At 69.6% G+C, this 17,016-nt stretch carries 13 protein-coding genes and 1 pseudogene; 3 read left to right on the forward strand and 11 right to left on the reverse strand.

The window, feature by feature from the left end:
- Positions 1 to 114 precede the first annotated feature (114 nt).
- Genes PGH47_RS28860 through PGH47_RS28875 form a run of 4 tightly spaced genes read right to left on the reverse strand, consistent with a single transcriptional unit; the run spans position 115 to position 6,413 of the window.
- A complete protein-coding gene (locus tag PGH47_RS28860) occupies positions 115 to 1,176 on the reverse strand; it encodes a MupA/Atu3671 family FMN-dependent luciferase-like monooxygenase (RefSeq protein WP_271665815.1) in 1,062 nt (353 codons plus the stop codon).
- Complete coding sequence (locus PGH47_RS28865; protein WP_271665816.1) at positions 1,167 to 4,697, reverse strand: amino acid adenylation domain-containing protein; 3,531 nt, start codon at positions 4,695 to 4,697, stop codon at positions 1,167 to 1,169. The genes PGH47_RS28860 and PGH47_RS28865 overlap by 10 nt, the downstream gene beginning before the upstream one ends.
- A 28-nt stretch (positions 4,698 to 4,725) precedes the next feature.
- Complete coding sequence (locus tag PGH47_RS28870) at positions 4,726 to 4,932, reverse strand: MbtH family protein (protein ID WP_271665817.1); 207 nt, start codon at positions 4,930 to 4,932, stop codon at positions 4,726 to 4,728.
- Between the two features lie 2 nt (positions 4,933 to 4,934).
- Positions 4,935 to 6,413, reverse strand: a complete 1,479-nt coding sequence (locus tag PGH47_RS28875; protein WP_271665818.1) for an MFS transporter — start codon at positions 6,411 to 6,413, stop codon at positions 4,935 to 4,937.
- 401 nt (positions 6,414 to 6,814) lie between these two features.
- On the opposite strand from PGH47_RS28875, the gene PGH47_RS28880 reads away from it, so the two are divergent.
- A complete protein-coding gene (locus PGH47_RS28880) occupies positions 6,815 to 7,630 on the forward strand; it encodes an SAM-dependent methyltransferase (RefSeq protein WP_271665819.1) in 816 nt (271 codons plus the stop codon).
- 92 nt (positions 7,631 to 7,722) lie between these two features.
- Here the strand turns inward: PGH47_RS28880 and PGH47_RS28885 are convergent, their stop codons facing one another.
- A complete protein-coding gene (locus PGH47_RS28885) occupies positions 7,723 to 8,634 on the reverse strand; it encodes a helix-turn-helix domain-containing protein (protein ID WP_125527902.1) in 912 nt (303 codons plus the stop codon).
- Positions 8,635 to 8,900: 266 nt separating this feature from the next.
- Positions 8,901 to 9,131: a DUF397 domain-containing protein gene (locus PGH47_RS28890; protein WP_107902826.1), complete on the reverse strand. Its 231-nt coding sequence runs from the start codon at positions 9,129 to 9,131 to the stop codon at positions 8,901 to 8,903.
- A 258-nt stretch (positions 9,132 to 9,389) separates the two neighbouring features.
- Between PGH47_RS28890 and PGH47_RS28895 the strand changes: the two genes are divergently transcribed.
- Positions 9,390 to 9,887 carry an ATP-binding protein gene (locus PGH47_RS28895; protein WP_271665820.1) on the forward strand — a complete coding sequence of 166 codons (498 nt, stop codon included), beginning with the start codon at positions 9,390 to 9,392 and terminating at the stop codon, positions 9,885 to 9,887.
- A 225-nt stretch (positions 9,888 to 10,112) separates the two neighbouring features.
- Positions 10,113 to 10,469, forward strand: a complete 357-nt coding sequence (locus PGH47_RS28900) for a hypothetical protein (RefSeq protein WP_443048619.1) — start codon at positions 10,113 to 10,115, stop codon at positions 10,467 to 10,469.
- Positions 10,470 to 10,808: 339 nt separating this feature from the next.
- Here the strand turns inward: PGH47_RS28900 and PGH47_RS28905 are convergent, their stop codons facing one another.
- From PGH47_RS28905 to PGH47_RS28925, 5 genes and pseudogenes are all read right to left on the reverse strand, one after another.
- Positions 10,809 to 12,854 (reverse strand): hypothetical protein, encoded by a 2,046-nt coding sequence (locus PGH47_RS28905; RefSeq protein WP_271665822.1) that lies wholly within the window; start codon positions 12,852 to 12,854, stop codon positions 10,809 to 10,811.
- A complete protein-coding gene (locus PGH47_RS28910) occupies positions 12,851 to 13,864 on the reverse strand; it encodes a hypothetical protein (protein ID WP_271665823.1) in 1,014 nt (337 codons plus the stop codon). Before PGH47_RS28910 ends, PGH47_RS28905 begins: the two co-directional genes overlap by 4 nt.
- On the reverse strand, positions 13,858 to 14,805 hold the full coding sequence (locus tag PGH47_RS28915; RefSeq protein WP_271665824.1) for an AAA family ATPase: 948 nt from the start codon (positions 14,803 to 14,805) through the stop codon (positions 13,858 to 13,860). The genes PGH47_RS28910 and PGH47_RS28915 overlap by 7 nt, the downstream gene beginning before the upstream one ends.
- Positions 14,806 to 14,848: 43 nt before the next feature.
- Positions 14,849 to 16,162 (reverse strand): toll/interleukin-1 receptor domain-containing protein, encoded by a 1,314-nt coding sequence (locus PGH47_RS28920; protein WP_271665825.1) that lies wholly within the window; start codon positions 16,160 to 16,162, stop codon positions 14,849 to 14,851.
- 360 nt (positions 16,163 to 16,522) lie between these two features.
- Positions 16,523 to 17,014: pseudogene (locus tag PGH47_RS28925) on the reverse strand (transposase); the annotation flags it as partial.
- Positions 17,015 to 17,016: the final 2 nt, after the last annotated feature.

Below are 17,016 nucleotides of genomic sequence, written 5' to 3' on the forward strand. Positions count from 1 at the left end.
CGCCACGGCCTCCGGGTAGGCCGTGCATCCCCTTGCAGTCACGCCACGTCCTCCCGGAAGACCGTGAAATGCCGTGTCACGCCACGTCCTCCCGCAAGTCCGCGAAATGCCGTGTCACGCCACGTCCTCCCGCAGCTCCGCCAGCCGGTGCAGCCCGGCCAGCACCTCGTCGCGGCCGAGGCCGAAGTCCACGAAGCAGGCGACCTCGTCGCAGCCCAGTTCGCGCAGGTCGGCGAGCATCTTCCGGCAGGTCGCGGCGGAGCCGAGCAGACTGCCCCAGGTCAGATAGCGGTGGAAGGCGAACTCGGCGAGCAGCGCGGTCTGTTCCTCGGTGAGCTCCGCCGTCGCCCTGTCGGCCGTGCGGTTCGCGGTGGTCTGCCGCACGTAGGAGCGCAGGTACCGCTTCAGCGGCTCGGCGGCCAGCCCCCGTGCCTCCTCGTCGTCCGCGCCGACGAACGTGTGCGCCATCAGCGTCACCCGGCCGTGCGCGTCGGTGCCGCCCTGGTCGGGGGCGGCGGCGCAGGCGGCCCGGTAACGGGCGATCCGCTCGGCGAGTTCCTCCCGGCTCTGTCCGACGGTCGCCCCGAGCACCCCGGCCCGCAGACCTCCGGCCGCCTCCCAGGTCGCGGGGTTGCCGGAGCTCGTCAGCCACAGCGGCAGGGTGTCCTGCACGGGCCGGGGCTGCGGCCGGACGGTGACGGTGGCGCCGGTGCCGTCGGTGAACTCGGCCTCCTCGCCCGCCCACAGCCGCCGCAGCAGCGGGATGTCCCGCAGGGTCCGCTCCCGGCGGTCTTCGTAGTTGCCGGGCGCGAGCACGAAGTCGGCGGAGTGCCAGCCCGTCGCGGCCGACAGCCCGATCCGGCCGTGCGAGAGGTTGTCGACGACCGCCCAGTCCTCCGCGACCCGCAGCGGATGGTGCAGCGGCAGGATCACGCTGCCCGCCCGGATGTTGATCCGCTCGGTCGCCACCGCGAGGGCCGCGCTGAGCACCGGCGGGCTCGGAAACACCTGGCCCACCTGCTGGAAGTGCCGCTCGGGCGTCCAGATCGCGTGGAAGCCGAGCCGGTCCGCGGTACGGGCGACGGTGAGGATGTCGTCGTAGGCCTCGCTGTGCCGGGGCGCGGCCGCCGGGTCCGCGGGGCTGTCGGCGCCGAAGAACATCACGCTCAGGTCCATGGCACCTCGTTCTGGCTGGTTTCGGTACGGCCGGCGCGGCCGGGCTGCCGGGGAACGCGCGGCCGGCGCGGGATCGGCGCCGGTGCGGCGGGGGCTTCGGCCGGCGCCCGCTCCAGCTCGGCGGCGAGCGCTGCGACCGTGGGCGAGGTGAACAGCTGGGCGGCGGTCACCGTGCGCCCGGCGCCGGTCAGGCGGGCCGCGACCCGCACCGCGCGCAGGGAGTTGCCGCCCAGCCGGAAGAAGTCGTCGTGCGGGCCGACGCGTTCGACGCCGAGGACGTCGGACCACACGGCGGCGATCTCCCGGTGCAGCGCCGAGTCCGCCGGGCCGTCGTCGGCGGGGGCGGGGGCGAGCACCGCGTCCCGCGCCGGGTCCGCCCGCCGGGACGGCTCGGGCAGCGCAAGCCGGGACAGCGGCAGGTCCGGCCCGTCGGCCGCCGCGCGCAGCGCCTCGACGACCGCGTCCGCCAGCCCGTCCACGAACTCCGGCTCCAGACACGAGGTCCGGTACTCGAAGACCAGCGTCATGCCGTCCGGCGCGCCCGACGGTGAGTGGTCGTCCGTCACGTCCACCAGCAGCTCGAACCGGGCGGTGCCGGTGCGCAGCGGCTCCACGCCGGTCGTGGCGCCGGGCAGGTCGACCTCGGCGCGGGCGTTGTTCTGCAACGCCAGCACCACCTCGGTGAACGGCTGCCGCCCCGGCGGACGTACCGGACCCAGCGCGTCCACCACCTCCTCGAACGGCACGTCCTGGTGGGCGAACGCGTCCAGCGCCGTCTCCCGGATCCGCGCGAGCAGCTGCCGGGCGGTCGGGTCGCCGGAGGCGTCGGTGCGCAGCACCAGCATGTTGACGAAGAACCCGACGACGTCGTCCACCGTGCCGTCGTGCCCGCGCCCGGCGATCGGCGACCCGACCGCGAGATCCTCGCCCGCGCCGGTCCGCACCAGCGCGGTGGCCAGGGCGGCGTGCAACGCCATGAACAGCGTGGCGCCCTGCTCCCGCGCCGCATCGACGATCCGCGCGTGCGTCGGCGCGTCCAGCCGCCGTACGACGGTGTCGGCGGCCCGGCCCGGCACGGCGGGCCGTCCGGGACGGCGGGGGAGCAGCGGACCGCCGGGCGCCAGACCGGTCAGGGCCTTGCGCCAGAAGGCGAGTTGTTCCGACGCGACCGACCCGGGATCGTCGGGTGCGCCGAGCCGGTCCCGCTGGCGGCGGGCGAAGTCGGCGTACGGCACGGGCGGCGCGGTCGCCTCCGGCACTGCTCCGGCGGCGCGGGCGGCGTAGGCCCGCGACAGGTCCCGGAACAGCGGCGGCAGGGACCAGCCGTCACCCGCGATGTGGTGCAGCACCAGCAGCAGCGCATACTCACCCGGCCGGTCGGAGACACCGAACAGCACGGCGTGCAGGGGCAGTTCGGCGGCGAGGTCGAAGCGGTGCCGGGCGGCCTCGGCGACGGCCCCCGCCAACTCTCCGGAACCGACCTGGACCTCCCGCAGCCGCGGCCGTGCCTCGGCCCCGTCCAGCACCCGCTGCCTCGGCTCGCCGTCGCTCTCCTCGAACACCGTCCGCAGTACCGCCTGCCGCGCCGCCACGTCCCCGAGCGCCGCCCGCAGCGCCTCCGCGTCGACCGCACCGCGCAGCCGCACCAGCACCGGCAGGGTGTACGCGGTGCCCGCGTCGACCCGGTCCAGGAACCACAGGCGCCGCTGGGCGTAGGAGAGGGTCAGCGTGTCACCGGCCGGGACCGGGGCGGGCGCGTCGGCCGGGTCGCTCTTCCCTGCCGTCTCCTCTACGTGCGGCAGTAACGCCGCCGGCGTCCGGCACTCGAACAGCGTCCGTACGCCGACCCGCGCGCCCAGCGTCAGCCGGATCCGGCCCAGCAGCCGGGCCACCATCAGCGAGTTGCCGCCGAGCTCGAAGAAGTCGTCCTCGGGGCCCACGGACGCCACCCCCAGCACCTCGGAGAACAGCCCGCACAGCGCCTCCTCCACCGGCCCCGACGGACGCCGTCCGGCCGCCGAGTCGAGGGAGCCGGTGACCGGGCCGGGCTCCGGCAGGGCGGCGCGGTCCAGCTTGCCGTTGGGGGTGAGCGGCAGGGCATCCAGCAGGACGAAGGCGGCCGGGACCAGATAGTCGGCCAGCAGTCGAGCCGCGTGCGCGCGTAACTCCCCTTCCGAGGGCCGCCGCAGGTCCCCGTCACGGGGGACGACGTACGCGACCAGCCGCTTCTCGCCCGTGCTGTCGGGCCGGGCGATCACGGCGGCCCGGACCACGCCCGGGTGACCCGCCAGAACCGTCTCCACCTCGCCCGGCTCCACCCGGAACCCGCGGATCTTCACCTGGGAGTCGGCCCGCCCGAGATACTCCAGCACCCCGTCCGCCCGGCGCCGCACCAGATCCCCGGTGCGGTACATCCGCTCGCCCGAGGGCCCGTACGGGTCGGCCACGAACCGCTCGGCCGTCAGCTCCGGCCGGCCGCAGTAGCCGAGGGCGACACCCGCCCCGGCGGCGTACAGCTCACCCACCCCGCCGTCCGCGACGGGCCGCAGCCGCTCGTCCAGCACCCTGAGCCGCTTGCCCGCGAGCGGGCGCCCGATCGGCACCGGCCGGCCCACTCGCACCTCCTCGGCGGTGACCGGATGGACGGTCAGGAAGACCATGCCCTCGACCGGGCCGTAGCCGTTGCTCAGCCGCAGCCCGGGGTGGCGCCGAAGCGCGCGGGCCGCGTGCGCGGGCGACAACGGCTCGCCGCCGACGATCAGTTCGCGTACGCCGTCCAGGGCCCGCGGATACTCGTCGACGACCACGTGGAACAGCGAGGCCGACAGGTACAGCGAGGTCACGGCGTGCCGGTCGACCAGCTCGGCGATCACCACCGGGTCCGGCCGCTGTCCTGGGTGCAGTACGCACAGGCCGCCGTTCAGCAGCGGCCCCCACAGCTCGAGCGCGAACGCGTCCCAGGACACCGGGGAGCACTGCAACCACACCGCGCCGGACCCGAAGGACGCGAAGTCCTGCCCGGTCAGCGTCCCGGTGATCGCGGAATGGGGGGCGACGATGCCCTTCGAACGTCCGGTGGAGCCGGAGGTGAACATCACGCAGGCGGGGTCGTGCGGCCGTGCGGCCACGGCGCCGGGTTCGATCGGCTGAGACTGCTCCGCGTCCTCCACCGCCACCGACAGGGCCGCGGTCACCGGCTGCCGGTCCCCGCGGCGGCACACCACCACACCGACCCCCGCGTCGGCCACCATCCCGCGCAGCCGCTCCGCCGGAAGGTCCGGGTCGAGCATCACATGGCCGGCACCGGCCTTGAGCGTGCCGAGCAGTGCCACCACCATCTCGGCGGACCGCTCCAGGTACACGCCCACCAGGGCTCCCGGCCGGACACCGTGCCGCCGCAGCAGCCCGGCCAACCGGTCGGCACGTGCGTCGAGTTCGCCGTAGCTCAGCCGCTGCCCGCCGTGCACCAGCGCGGTCGCCGCCGGTGTCCGTCGAGCCTGCTGAGCGAAGAGTTCATGCACACCGTGCAACGCCCCCGTCGATCCCATCTCAGGCGTCTGCGCCCGCGGGGGCGGGACATATGTCCGTCCAGTTGGCCTCGACGTGGGCGAGGCACTCGGCACGGCTGCTCGCGGTCAGCGCCACGTCCCACCCGCCCGGCACGGCGATCCCCTCGGGCCACAGCGAGTACTGGCCCTCGGCGTTGCTGAGGACGAGATAGGTCCCGTTCTCGTCCTCGAACGGATTGGTGGTCATGGTCAGCCCTCCACGAGTGCTTTGTTCTCGGGGTTGTCGGGTTTGTCGGTGCTCTGCGGGGCCTCGGGATCGCCGGGCCGCGCGGAGCCGTCGCCGTCGGTGGGTTCCGCGGAGTCGTCGGCGACATCCGGCAGCAGCGAGTCGATCTCACGAACCGTGCGCCGGGACATGCTGAGCACCGCGACGGTGACGCCGCACAGCCCGGCGATGAGCAGCATCGCGGCCATGCCGCTGCCGGGCCCGTCCCCGAGGAGCGGCCCGAGCACCACGAAGATGCCGGCGCCGTCCGCGGCCTGCGGCTCGAAGACATGGTCGGCCAGCGGACCGGAGACCGCGGTGGCCAGCGGGACGGAGAGCTGCGACAGGAACACCACCGCGCCGAAGACCCGGCCGTGCCACTCCTGCGGAACCTTCGTCTGCACGATCGCCTGCATCGTGCCGTTGATCATCGGCATCAGCGCCGCGCCCACCAGGATGGCCGCGCACCAGCCGACCACCTCGCCGGCCAGCGCCATCGCCACCTGGGCGGACAGACACATGCCGATGATCCCGAGCAGCATGCCCCGGGCCCGGTTCCGCGGCCCGCTCCAGGCCGCCATCAGCAGCCCGCCCGCGACCCCGCCGACCCCGATCGCGGTGTTGACGCTCGCCAGCGCCGAGGTCTCCCCGCCGGAGCGCGCCAGCACCATCGGCTGTACGGCGGCGAAGCCGAAGACCATGACCAGGTTGACGAAGCAGAAGGCCAGCATCAGATCGCGCAGGCTCGGGAAGCGGAACAGGAAACGCATCCCCTCGACGGCCTCGGCGACCAGCTTCTTGCGCGGACCGCCGGCCGCCTTCGCCGTCGGCCCGTTGTCCCCCTTCATCCGTACGACCCGGATCGCGGCCAGCGCGAGAGCGAAGCTCACCAGGTCGGCGACGAGGATGAAACCGATCCCGGAGAACGCCACCAGCAGCCCGCCGAGTGCCGGGCCGCCGACGTCTGCGGTGCTCTTGGCGCTCGCCAACAGGCTGTTCGCACGCTGGAGTTGGCGCTTGTCCACCAGCAGCGGCACGGCCGCGCCGAGCGCCGGGAACTGGAACGCGGCGGCACCGCCGAGCAGCATGACCGCCCCGTAGACCTCCCAGGTGTGCAGGCCGCCGGTGAAGTGCAGGACGGCGAGCAGCGCCACGACCAGCAGCCCGCCACCGTCGGCGAGTTGGAGTGCCGTACGCCGGTTGACGCGGTCGACGAAGGCTCCGGCGAGCGGACTCAGCAGTACCTGGGGGAGCAGAGCGCACAGCGAAAGGGTGGTCAGCGCGGTCGCGCGGCCGGTGGCCGACCAGGTCTCGAAGACGAAGGCGAACCGCAGGACGGAATTGCCGACCAGGGACACCGCCTGCCCGCTCCAGACGAGCATGAAGGGCCCCATGCCGGTGAACCGGCCGGTCTTCCCCCCGTCGTGCGCGGTGTCGTCCTGCGAGCGCGCCGCATCGGCCACGTGCGTACCCCCGTCGAATGTGGCTTCCGGTCAAGAACCCTAGTTCGAAGAAGCGGGCCGCACAGCCCTGATCATGAAAGGCGACCGAGAAGCCCTCACGGACGGCTCGCCACGGCCGAGAGGGACACGGCTGAAAGGCCCGTACCGGGACAAGGCACGGCCACCTCGTAGGCACCTACGAACGTTTGACGACACAACGACATTCAGGATGTCCCGGACGAGAGGTGTCGTTCCCGGACACCTCCGCCGCTTTCCAGCAGCGAATTCCGTGCCCCGTCCCTCCGTCAAGGGGGCCATTCTCCCGGTCGTTGACCGATGGACTGGCCCCACCAACTGCGGTCTCCCTAGGATGTGTTGTCGGCGAGGTGATCTCCTCGGCCGTCCTGCCCCTGGGGGAAGCCATGGAGCCTGGAAAGCTGTCCACGTCGATCGATGCCACGGTCCCCACGGCCGCGCGCATGTACGACCACTACCTCGGAGGCAAGGACAACTACGCCTCGGACCGGGCCGCCTGCGAGGAGCTGGACAAGGTCGTCCCCAGCACCCGGGCCCTCGCCCTGAACAACCGCCGCTTCCTCCAGCGGGTCGTCGGCACCCTGGCCGGCGACTTCGGCATCCGGCAGTTCCTCGACCACGGCTCCGGCCTGCCCACCCAGAACAACGTCCACCAGGTCGCGCAGGCCGTCGACCCCGCCTCGCGCGTGGTGTACGTCGACAACGACCCGATGGTCCTGGTCCACGGCCGCGCCCTGCTGGACCAGAACAACAACACCGCCGTCATCCACGCCGACATGCGCGAGACGGACCAGATCTTCTCCCACCCGGACACCGAGCGCCTGATCGACTTCTCGCAGCCGGTGGCGGTGCTGTTCAACTCGGTGTTCCACTGCATCCCGGACAGCGACACCGACGGCCCGCTCGCCGTGGCCCGCAGGGTGCGCGAGCGTCTCGCGCCCGGCAGCTTCATGGTGATGTGCCAGCTGGTCAGCGAGGACCCCGAGGTCCGCAAGTTCGTCACCGACTTCATGGACCAGGCGACGCAGGGGCACTGGGGCCGGGTACGTCAGCAGCAGGACGTCGCGGAGTACTTCGACGGCCTGGAGATCCTGGAGCCCGGCCTGGTGGAGGTCTCCACCTGGCGCCCGGACACCGAGGTGGCACCGCGGCAACTCACCCAGGAGTGGATCGAGTTCGGCGGCGTGGGCCGGCTGGTGTAGGGGCCGGAAGCCGGGGGGAGCGGGCCGGCTGGTGCAGGGACCGGAGGCCAGGGGAGCGGCGTCATCACCGCCGCTCCCACAGCCGCTGTTGCTTATGCGTACCGCTTCATCGTCTCGCGCAGCCGCTCCAGCGACTCCCGCGGGTTGAGGGCCTCGTCGCCCAGGCGGTCCAGGGCGAGGCGGTACTCCTCGGTCTCGTCGCGGTCCTCCAGGAAGGCCGCGCTCTTGATGTGCTCCAGATAGACGATGTCGGGCAGATCGACGCCGCCGAACCGGAGATAGGTGATCGGCATGGCGGGCGCCGAGGCGTTCGTGACGTCCAGCGGCACGATCTGCACGGTCACATGCGGCCGCTGAGCCATCTCCACGAGGTGCTCCAGCTGAGCGTGCATCACCTCACGGCTGCCCAGGACCCGCAGCAGCACCGACTCGTCGACGACCGCCCACAGCTGGGGCGCGTCCGGGCGGTGCAGCAGCTGCCGCCGGCGCATCCGCAGCTCGACCCGCCGCTGCACCTCACGGGGCGGCGCGGTCGGCAGCCCACGCTCGACGACCGCCCGGGTGTAGTCGTCGGTCTGCAACAGGCCCGGCACGTACTGGAGTTCAAAGGTACGGATGGAAGTCGCGGCCTCCTGGAGTCCGACCAGCCGGTCGAACCACTCCGGCATCAGCCGCTTGTCATAGCGCTGCCACCAGCCCGGCTCACCGGCGCGCCGCAGCAGCTGAAGCAGTACCGACGCCTCGTACTCCTCGGTGCCGTAGTGCTCCAGCAGGGCCCGCACGTCCGCCTCGGTCGGAGGCCGACGGCCCTTGCCCGCCTCGATGCGCGACAGCTTGGCCGGACTGAATCCCACGGCCCGCGCGACCTGGTCCTGGGACAGGCCGAGGTCCTCGCGAAGGCCGCCCAACTGGACGCCGACCAGCATCTTCAGCAAGGTCGGGGCGGGCTCGGTCCGGTCCAGATAGGGTTCGAGACGGGAGATGCGAGGTGACTCGGGCGACATCCTGACTCCCCGTAGACCGGCAGACGACAGACCGCATTATCGCATCCCGTCGCCTCGCGGCGCCGGTACCGCGAGAAGTGGAAGGCTCAACTTCCGTTTGCGGGCGGCGTTTCGCCCTCCACCGGTCACGCGTTCAGGGGGCAGATGCCCGTGTCGCGCGGGCCGTCTCATGTGGGCCTGCCTGGGTCTGCTTGGGTCTGCTTGGGTCTGCTTGGGTCTGCCTGGGTTTGCCGCACGCAGGCCCGCCCCGTGTCGGCCGGTCCGTCTCAAGCCAGGTGGTCGAACTCACCATCCTTCGCGCCGGCCAGGAAGGCCGCGATCTCGGCAGGGGTGTAGACGAGGGCCGGTCCGTCGGGGTGGCGGGAGTTGCGCATCGCGACGCTGCCGTCGCCCAGGGCGGCAACCTCGACGCAGTTGCCCTCGGCATTGCTGTGCCGGCTCTTGATCCAGCGGACGCCCAACGAGTCTGCCCGTACGCCGTTCGGTGCTGTTGGCACTGCACTCTCCTTGCTCACGTTCCGTCACGTGCGTGCCCGAAGCCACAGCGGACCCGGACCGCACCACGAGCTCCACGCCGACATCTCACGCGAAATTTCCCGTGAAATTGCACGGAGACGCCGTTGGCGTGGATAATAGCCCGTGGCGTCAAGTGCAGCGCGGACGCCCCGTCCTGACCGTGTATCAGGGGAGACGTTGTGTCGTTACCTGCGTACGAAGGGCTCCGACTGCCCCGTGGCGCTGCGTCACATGAGGCGTTGAGGACAGCGCCACCGGCACACAGCGGCCCCCCGGGCCCACGCCGGCTGGCCACACCGGAGTCCGAGCACACAGCACCCCGCTCCGCAGTCCTACGCCTGGTCGGCGCCGAACGGGGCTGCGCCGAGGCCCGCGACTTCGTCCGTCGCACTCTGAGCAGCTGGGAGCTCGACCACTGCGGCCCCGACGCCCTGACGGTGGTCACCGAGCTGCTCGCCAACGCCGTACTGCACGCCGCCCCGCACTCCGCGGCCCGCCCCTCGGCCGACCCCGGCATCTGGCTCCGGCTCAGCGTCCGCCGCCCGGCCCACCTGGTCTGCGCGGTCACCGACCCGAGCGACCGCCCGCCGGTGTACCCGCACACATCCGACCCCTTCGACGAGCACGGTCGCGGACTGCGCATCATCGACAGCCTGTCCGAACACTGGGGCTGGACCCGGCGGCATCCCCTGGGCAAGACGGTCTGGGCGATGCTCCCGACCGCCGGCGGCTCCTGATCCGTCACGAGTCCTGCACCGCATCCGCAAATGTGCGCGCGCATGTGAAGAATTGACCGAGTGCCCGAACAGAACGCCAGCCCACCATATTTGGGATGTCCCCGACAGTGGTGTAACACGGTCGCATTCGTCTGACGCAGAACTAGGCAGAAAGAAGTCACCGCACAAAGCCCGAATCCCGGCGCAGTGCGGTGCCCAGTCGGCCAATCAACGCGTCAGATCGGAATTCCTTTGAACACCGACCCGGTATCCGGATACCAGACGTACGACCAGCACCCGCCCCAGGACCGCACGGCCCGCAACCGGGCCACCGCCCGCAGAGCAGCCCTCACCATCTGCACGATCGCCGACGTCGCGGCCGGTCTGCTCGGCCTGTGGATCGTCCTGTACCTCCTCGACGCGAACCAGGGCAACGCCTTCGTGGAGTTCGTCCACGGCGCGGCGGACCTGCTCTCCGGATGGGCACGCGACATTTTCACGATGGACACAGAGGGCCTACGAGTCATCCTCAATTACGGCCTTCCCGCCGTCCTCTATCTGGCCCTCGGCCACGGAATTGCCGCTCGCCTGAACAGGGCCTGACGGCAATACCCACCGGAAGGACAGCACAGTGACACGCACCCCCGCCGAAAACGATCACCTGCCAATCTATGAAGACCTGGTGCGCGAACGCGGAGACGTCGTAACGGAAGCCCAAATAGCAGCCGCACACACCCAACACCAGGCAGCGGCACTCCTGCCGGAGGACGACGCGGGGCAGTGGGGTCGGGAGCGGGGGTATGGGGGCGGGGGCCGATAGCGCTCGACGCGGCCGGGGGATGCGAGCGGCCGAGCAACCACCAGGGGCGCGCCCCGCACCCACCCGATGCGAGCGCGCCCCTGCAGTCACGCACGTCACTCCCCGATGGGGCAATGTCAGGCCTAGTCCGTATATACCCGGATCAGTTCGGCGATCACGGCATGCGTCAACGGATCGGAATGCCGCACCCGCATCCTGATACGGGTGCCGGTCCGCAGGCGGCCCTCGAAGCTACCCACCGGCACAGTTGTCATGGCGCTCCACGGCTCCAAACGGACCCGCCAGCTGTCGGATTCCCGCCGCATGACGACACCATCGACCTCGGAACCCGGCCGCAGGGTTCGCAGGGCCACCTGGCCGGGGTCCTCAACCACTTGCTTCAACGACAGGCTCAGTTCCCCAGTGACTTCATGAACTCCGACTACCACGAGCTCGCAACGGTCGCCGGTGACGAGCGGGAAGTCCCGGGCGTCACCGCCGCCGAAGAACCACTTCCCCTCCCAGGAGAGCTCGGTGTTCAGGACCAGTCCGCGCAGTCCTGTCTGCGATGTCCCAGTGTCTTCTCGCTCATCGCCGAGAGCGAATCGAATGCCGTGGTACGCCTTCTCCAAAACGGTCCCCCACAGCCGGTCCCCTACCGCGAGACCCTCGGGAAGCCGGCCTCCTGGGACATCGCTCCGCTCGGCGGGTCGGACCGAGACCCGCAAACCGCGATTTCCCCTTTTGATGGCGGTGACGACGATGTCGAGTTCCGTATTCTCCTCGATCGCGTAGCTCCGTGAGCTGCGGTACTTGGGCTCCCAGCCGACGCTTGCAGGGAGGTCTTGTGATCCCATCATGCCGAATACGCGTTCGTACTGTGGGACGGAGAGTCCGGCCGCCTCGGTCAGGTCGAACAGGAATCCCTGTACGGTCTTGGCGGTAATCGCGGCCCGGACGAGCTGTCCCTGCCGCAGGTTGCCCCTGCTGACGACTCCCCTCACCCGAGACACCGAGACACGCTGCTTCTCGCGGTCGACCCGAGTGACGCGGACCCGCTGGAGGCCCTCGGGAACACGCATTCCCGGATCCTCTGTCAGCCAGGGCATCTGGGCGGCGCTGAGCGGCATGTAGGCCGTGACGGCAGGCTCCTCACTCAGTCGCACCAGGTATCCGTGCGGCCCCACGTCGAGACGCACGGGTCTGGCCGTCAGCTCGCGCCGTCGTGCGAGGGCGTCCTCAAGGCGGTCGAACACTTGCTGCTGGTCCCTGACCTCAGGCGCGTTGTCGCCTGGGGCCATCGCGCTCAGTTGCACGGCGCGTCCGTCGAGCCCAACGATGGTCACGGTTCCTGTCCCTGTGGCCACCGACTTGATCGCGCGATCAATTCCGGAGACCACCTGGCCTTCACGATCGCCCGCCCATTGCACGCGCACGCTCACCGGCTGAGTGGCGGGTACGCGGATACCGATGGGGCGCTGGGCGGAGACCGGCCCAAGGGTGAGCCGGGCGCCGTCGCGCGAAATGCCTACCACTGTCTGTGGGACGAAGTGCATGACGTCGAGGAACAGGCCGTCGTCCAGTGCCCCCTCAGGCCAGCCGAGCTGGGGGTGGGGCAGGTCCTGGACGCGGCAGAGTTGAGCCAGCAGCCACACCGAAGGGGCGCTCAGGAGGTCCGCGGGAAGACGCGTCATAGCTCCGGACGCCCATTCGAGCATCCGCAGACGCCGCTCTTGGGTCACTCCCTTGACCACGGTGGCCAGTTCCCGGTCGCAAGCGTCCAGGTAGTCATGCTCTGTGACATACCTCCACACCACGCGTTCCTCGATGCGCAGCAACGGGGACAGCAACTCCAGGCCATCGTGCATCTTCGGTCGCAGTTGGGCGACGTCGAGGTCGACCCCGTCCTCCATGACGGCCTCGCGCAGTGCTTTGCGCAGGGCGGTACGGACCGTGCCGTGCAGCACGAATCCGTCGGCGGCCACACTCTCAACCAGGTGGGATTCACACAGTCGTGCTTCGGCAGCGAGGCCGCCGAGGGGCACGGCCGCGCGGCGGACGTCGCGCAGTAGCACGAAGGGGACAAAGGGCGCGGCGCTGACGAGCGCGGCCAGGCACCTGACCTCGGGATCGGTCCGCATTGCCTCTGGTAGGCGCCGGGCCAGTGCCTCGGCCAGGGAAGGTGTCACTGCTCGACCACTACCCAGTGCTCCGGACGACGCAGGATCGTCCGATCGGGCAAAGTCCCGAACCAGACGGCGCGGGCATGATGGCCATGTCTGTTCAAGGCGGCGATGAGGTGCTCGAACTCATTAACGCGTCCGGTCGGGTCAGGGCCGTAAAGCCCCGAAACGAGCACGACCGCAGTGGCACGGCGAGGGATGCGGTAATCCTCCCACTCCCACACGGGGCCGGTCCCGCACCCCTGAGCGAGGCTGTGGCGGAAGGAGATTCGGTCGAGACCAGAGTTGCCGGAAGTCAGCATGACGTCGAGCAGAGCCTGGAGGTCGAAGCCGAGGGGCCCGGTGAACAGCCCGATGTCATGAACGATCTGGATCGGCAGGGCCACTCTGCTCCTCGACAGGAGCGGCAGCGCGCGGACCGGCTTCCGCTCGGCCAGCAGCTTGACGACCGCCTGCACGTCGATGCGCTGGCCGGGCACCTTGCGCAGCAGAAGGTCGCGTATCCGCCGCCCGTCCCAGGCGGCGGCGTACTCTGCGACGCGGGTTTGGAGCAGTGATGCGTGTTCGCCGGCGCTCCGCGGCCGCTCGATGCGATCCACCTTGACGTCGCGCTGTGTCTGGAGGATCTCCACGCTGGGCAGGACATACGGAACGAGGCCGCCGTTCCGTACTCCTCCTGTTTCGGAATCGACCGCCTGCTCGCCGCCTCCCCAATCCCAGCCGATCCCCTCCTCGGCAAGGTCATCGGCGAACGGATCCTCCCAGTGGTGATCCAGCGGCACCAGTAAGGACTCGGCTGGGTCATCGACGGGATCCGATTCCTGCCCAATGGGACCTGAATCCACGCGCAGTTCGGCCTCTTGGTTGCCGGAGTACTCGTGGAGCACACTTTGATCGAGGCGATAGCCCACGATTTTCAGAGCGGCGTCCAGATCGACCAGGTGTTCGCGGGCCGCGAGTACGCGAGTTGCATCGGCGTAACCCATCTCAGGCCTCCGCCCGATGCTGGTCACCATGACGCGAACAAGTTCCTGCGAAGGCTGGGCTTTTCTACAACGAGTCTTTCAATGAGCTGCCACTGCTGCAGGTCCGCGTCGGCTCCGAGCGTCAGCATGACGCTAACAAGGTCGAGAAATTCTGCGGTGCTCGCGTGCTCCTTGGCGCTCTTGGTGAACCGATGCGCCAGCAGCTGCACGCGTTCAAGCAGACTCGCGTCGGCTGCGATGGCGGGGAAGTGCAGCTTCGCGATCTCTTCGAGCCGCTCCGCGTTCGGCCCCTCAACTGCCAGGACCACACAGCGACGGACGAACGCGTCGGGGAGATCTCGCTCACCGTTGGTGGTGATGATTACCAGGGGGCTCTCCGGAGCCCGGTCGGCACCGTTCTCGACGGGCTCGTTGATGTCGGTCACATGGAACTGGCGACTGCCCAGCGGAACCAGCAGACCGTTGCAAAAGGAGCTCTCCGCCTTGTCGATCTCGTCGATCAGCAGGACAGCTCCGGCTCCCTGGGGCTCGTAGTCCTTGAGGTAAACGGGCATACGGCATGGCCGGCCCGTCGTCGCGTTCTTGTCGCCCCCTCTCCTGGCAGCCGAGACGGGATCCAGCGCCCACCAGAGGGGGCCCGGGGCGACGTAGTCGTTGAGCGGCGGAACCTGCCCGTCACCCGTGGCGAGCTGGGCGTCCCGCAGCCGGGCGATCACGTCCACGTTCCATAGGAGATCTTGGGGCGAGGACTCGTCTGTGACTACGAACTCGAGGTAAGCGAAGTCAAGCGTGCGTGCGACGAAACTGGCGAGGCTCGACTTGCCGCAACCCGGTGGGCCGGCCAGTAGAAGCGGCCGACCCGTGATCAGGGCTACCTGCACCGCAGTGATGATCTCGGGCGTGGGTGAGTAAACGGAACCGTCGCGCTGGTCGCCCTTGCGAGGGTGAGGACGCTGGGGGACGTCCGCCATGTTCGTGACGGCGCTCAGTAGTGCAGCGAGCTCGGGTGACACCTCATTCTTCACTGTCTACCTCGATCTTCTTGCCGCCTGAGAGCTCTGACATATCACCGACGAACTTCCTTGCTGCCCGCTCGTCCTCGCGGGGGAACGGATCGAACGCCGGAGTGATCGACGATGTCATCCACGCCGCTGACCCGGCATGGTTCAACACGATCATGACGATTCCCGGAAATCTGTTCTGCAACTCTCGAGTGACTGCCACAGTAGTCGCGGGGTTGACGGTGTCGGAGCGGAGCACTGCGTACAACTGACCGGGACGCCGACGCAGCGCGGCCGTGACCTCCTCCGGCGGCGTCTCGACAGGGAAGTTCAACTCCCTGCGCAGAGTGGCGTCGGACTGGCCGACCAGGTCCTGGATGGTGCTCTCGCCGTGCACGTCGATCAGCCGCACGACGCGCGCCTTGCGGTTGCCCGCTGAAGCTCGGCGCGCAAGGAGTTCTCCAAGCCAGAGAAAGCGGGTGGCCAGACTCACCGCCCGCCCTGTGCCCGGCACTTCGACCGAAGCCGACCGGACCGTACGCGCCGCCCGCAGGTGTGCCCATAGCGGGAGCGCGTGCTCGACGATGCGGTCCCGGAGTTCGGCAGGAAGCTGGTACGCGACATCCTCGATCACGTCGTAGACCACGTGACGGTCAGCGGACCAGAGGGCAGCGGCGATCTCCCATCCCGGCTCCGACGACCGTTCCCACGCCACCAGGTCCAGGTCGAGTGTCTCAGCTGCGCGTCGGAGGGCCTTGCGCGACGCATGTTCGAGGCACAGAGCCACATCGTCGATCCATCTGTTCTCGGGAGAGTAGATGTCCAGCTGCCACGCGGCGGACTCCGCCACAAGGTGCTGCGCAATCCGCTCGGCGGTTTCCCGTGCAGCCCGTTTGTTCCGCTTCTTCGAAGCATGAAGGGCCAGTTGGACGTCGATCCCCGTCTCCCGGCCGAGCGCGCTGTCCCGAACTTGCTCGGCATCTACCTGCAGAAGGACGGGCACCACATGCAGGTCGTGCTCGACGTGGCGAAAGGTCAATATATTTACCTCACGGCGCATGTATCCCGCATCTAAGGCGTCTGCGTCGATCAGAACCACCGCAGCCTGGCAGCCGTTGAGCGCACGGTAGATCGTGGGGTCGATGGAATCGCCGGGACGGAGGTCTCGGCGATCCCACCAAACAGAGAAGCCGGCGCTGTGCAGCAACTCCTCTAAGTTTTCGAGGATCTCTGTCAGGTAGTCCTTGCGAATCCCCTGCGCTTTGAATCCTGCAGGCCCCAGTTCCTCCGCCGTGCGCCGCCGCGAAGTGTGGCTCAGGAAGACCATGCCGCGACCCCCGAGCCGCGAAGCCCGCTCAGCCATCCGCTGGGCTGGCAGACCCTGTCGCAGGCTGGAAGCCGTCACCAGCGGTCTACCGGTCCGCAGCCTGAGACGCCCCCCCATGCACACCATCTCGTCCGCATACGTGCGCCCCCCGTACTCTCACGTCGTCCCGTTATCGAGGCGTACCCCCACCTCTTCGTGAGAGCTATAGCGTAGTCATCTGATGCCCTTTCACAAGCGATTCGCCCAGACCCTTCACCCTGAACTGGCCGCCTCCGAATCGGCCGGCTCTGTGCCGGGATCGATGCCGTGCTGACCGATCTGTGCGCCCACCGGAGACGGCACCTCGTCGCACGACGTGATGTGGCACATGAGCCAGCCGTAGGTCCGTTCCACGGCCCAGCGTTTCGGGATGGGGGTGAATCCCTTGGTTCCGGGGACGCGTTGGACGATTTCGAGGTCGATGCCGAGGGTGGCGGCGTGCTCGGCGAAGTGCTTGCGTTAGCCGCCGTCGACCCAGGCCTTGCGCAGGGTGGGATGGTCGGTGGCTGCCTGCTCGAGCAGGGCGCGACCAGCGGTGGAGTCCTGGACGCCGGCGGTGACCAGTACCGCGAGCAGCAGGCCGAGGGTGTCGGTGATGATGCTGCGCTTGCGGCCCACGATCTTCTTGCCCGCGTCGACGCGCTGCGTCCTGGCAGGGACGGAGGTGGAGCTCTTGACGCCCTGGGCGTCGATCATGCAGGCCGAAGGGTGGCGGTGCTTGCCTTCCTGCTGGCGCACCAACTCCCGTAACAGGCCGTTGAGCTGGGCGAAGATGCCGTCGGTCTGCCATTTGGCGATGTAGCCGTAGACCGTCT

The sequence above is a fragment of the Streptomyces sp. HUAS 31 genome (genome assembly GCF_028198125.1).
GTDB classification, from domain to species: domain Bacteria; phylum Actinomycetota; class Actinomycetes; order Streptomycetales; family Streptomycetaceae; genus Streptomyces; species Streptomyces chartreusis.